This window comes from Pedobacter sp. 01T416_2 (assembly GCF_056398925.1).
On sequence record NZ_JBFTQI010000737.1, the window covers coordinates 1 to 2,915 of the forward strand.

Below are 2,915 nucleotides of genomic sequence, written 5' to 3' on the forward strand. Positions count from 1 at the left end.
CATCAGGGCTATTTAACATTGGGCTGTACCCCGAAACGAAGAAAACATATGAAGCAATCTGTTAGCGTATTAATCCGGGTTCAGGAGGGTGGGGGCGAAACCTAACATTGGAAGATTGGTTTTGGTACATCATTAAAAACGCCCATATTTTTGGGCATGAGCGCTTTTGTTTGTCATTATTCCTTAACGTTTAACGTCGGCTGGAGCATTGGTGGTCGAATCTGCTATTGAATCGGTGCTTGTACTATCGATCAATTTGTTCGTATCGGTGTATTTGTACATACTGTCGGCATTTTCCTGATCGGCTTTTTTACCACTACACGCTGACAACGCTAAACCAAAGGCAGCTACCAAGATTATTATTTTCGTTTTCATATCAAATGTTATTGGTGTACTTATATAATCCCTTTTAAAAGGCAATTGTTAAAAGAGGGTTTTGGTACGTCATTGCGATTAGTCGGAGTCAGGGGTCGGAGGTCAGAAGCCTGGACTTGTAAGCCAAACGATACGTCATTGCGAACCAAAGGAGAGGAATTGTGAGGTGAAGCAATCCAATCATTAAAAATAAACGATTTAAGCCCTATAATTAGATATCAGCTTATATCCCCTTCAATTCCTTATATGGTCAAATACCAATGTAAGTGGTGTTTGGTTTATCATTCCTTTAAACAAAATCAACCGGAAATCTTGATTATTCCCGGTTGAGTAAGCGATTTCTAACCTTTAGGTTCCGAAATATGAGCATTATTTGATATGGGCAAATTAATCTTTCACTAACCTTACCGCGGCACCTGTGGTTTTACTATAGTCGGTTACTCGCGGTTCGCTGTATTTGTTAAAGTCAAGATAGTAGGCAAAGCTGTCGCCGCTTGATTTGGTAGTACTCGACCACCAATAGCTTAACCATACCCCATACTTGAAAGATTGGCCGCCACCATATTCATCGCCACCTGCACTGCCATTGGTAAGTAAATTGAGACCTGAGGAGTTATCGCCATTGCCATGCGCAAATTTATACGAATCTTTTACGTCCCAGCCAGTAGTGCCACGCATTTTTTTACCGGCTACTTTTTCACCACCTAAAGCCGCAATAAGGGTTAAAAATTCACTGCTGCTAGGTACGTGCCAACCAGCAGGTGCTAAGCCACGGCGATCGGTAACCGCATAAAAGTTGTACAGCTTTCCGTATTTCTTTTCATTGCTGCTGTCGAAATTAAGGTAACAATAAGCGGGAATTTTTTCTCTGCTTACTTTTTCCCATTCTTTTTGGTTGGCTGCGTAATAAATCTGCTCGCCGTTTCTATAGGTGCTCACGTTTAAATTGGTACTTGTCCATACCTGGTTGCCAATTTTTACCTGCCCGGTAATTTCAGGCGAGGCATTGTATATTTCTTTTAACTGCGCCGCTTGTGCTGCATTACAGCTCCAAACAAAGTTGGTAGGTTGTATGCCGCCGCTTCTTTTTAAACATTCTTTAGTTGCTATTGCATCAGCTTCCTCTTTGGTTTTTGCTATACCCCAGCCAAATGCAGTACCCACATTACCGTTTATGGTGCGGTATGCCGCACAACCTGTGCCCGAATAGGTGAGCACAATGCTGCAAGATCCGCCACGTTTGTTGCATTCGTCAACCGCTTTCTTCTCGGCTTCTGCCCGGTTTGACTGATCGAATGAAAAACCATAATAAAACCCATTAGATCGGTCTATAGCCAACGCGCCATATTTGGTTTTAACCGGAACAGCCGTTTTGGTTGCCGATTTTTTTACCTGTGCAATTACAGCAGATGCCGTTGCCAATAGCACAAGCATTGGTGCCATTAGCAGGAGTTTGTTTATTTTCATGCCCTAATTTGTTTGTTTGTTGCAAGCAAATTTCCCCATCACACCAGTTAGCGTCAATACCTGTTATTGGGTATATTTTAATGAGGGTAGTGTGGAGTTGGAGGTTCGAAGTCTGGATTTCTTAAAAGGGAATTAGACGAGGATCAGTCTGGGTTGATAGGTTTTTTGGAGCGCAGAGGCTGTGATCCTTGGGCTGGCTTCGATCCTGCTGTCCGTTTCTCCCGAAGAAACCTGTGAAACAAGCAAGCACACAATAAAAAAGTAAAAACTAGTGCTTAAATCGGGATCCACTTCCATCAGGGCTATTTAACAATGGGCTGTACCTCGAAAAGACCCCCACTGGTACAGTTCTTAGTGGTTAGGAAGTGGATTGGATGATTTGTGCATTCACAGTATTTAGCTCATCAAGTTTTTTAATAAAGAAATTGATTTATAATTTAACGGAAGAACAAGTCATGCCGTTGCTAAGGTTGGGCGCTAAGACTTGCGCTAGAAAGGAGGAGTCGCTAATGGTTGTATTGTTTTAAGTCAATTTTGATCGTTTTATACTTTAGGTTCACCCCCTTAATATACTTTTCTGTAAAATATTTAATAGTAAGGATTTGCCCGTCAATAGTAGGATTGTCAAAAATGTATTCTGGGAACATGTAATTGTTATTTTTCATTCCCTTTTCGATTTCTCCTTTTTTGATTTTAATCCTGAACGATTTTTGAGTGTCGACATTATAGAGTGTTAGAGAATTAAAATCGAATTTTGGAATATGACTTCTGTTGGTAACAGAAACCACAAAAGGCATTTGACTATTGTCTGAAACGTAGATAGCTGTTCCAATTTTTTTTATTAGTTTACCAGAAGCTTTGCTGTATAAATAGTAATCGTCTGGATCGCAGCAACCAGAAATGACCCTGTTTGTATATAGGAATGTAGTTCTAAATTCTTGAAAACTTGTATGTCCAAGCCGATTAGTCAATTGTACTAATCCATCACCTAATGTAAAGATTGTTTTTTTCTCTCGATTTCTATTTTCAAAAGTTATCCATGAAGAGTCGCAGTTATAATTCCAGTATAGTTT

Annotated in this window: 3 protein-coding genes; all 3 read right to left on the reverse strand. The window is 40.3% G+C overall.

Translation table 11 applies throughout. From position 1 onward, the window contains the following. Positions 1-183: 183 nt before the first annotated feature. Positions 184-375 carry a hypothetical protein gene (locus AC1DPQ_RS23320; RefSeq protein ID WP_215130468.1) on the reverse strand — a complete coding sequence of 64 codons (192 nt, stop codon included), beginning with the start codon at positions 373-375 and terminating at the stop codon, positions 184-186. 387 nt (positions 376-762) lie between these two features. Then, entirely contained in the window at positions 763-1,842 is a 1,080-nt protein-coding gene (locus tag AC1DPQ_RS23325; protein ID WP_477611027.1) for an FISUMP domain-containing protein, read from the reverse strand. Between the two features lie 506 nt (positions 1,843-2,348). Further along, on the reverse strand, positions 2,349-2,915 hold a 567-nt coding region (locus tag AC1DPQ_RS23330), incomplete at its 5' end, for a hypothetical protein (RefSeq protein ID WP_477611028.1).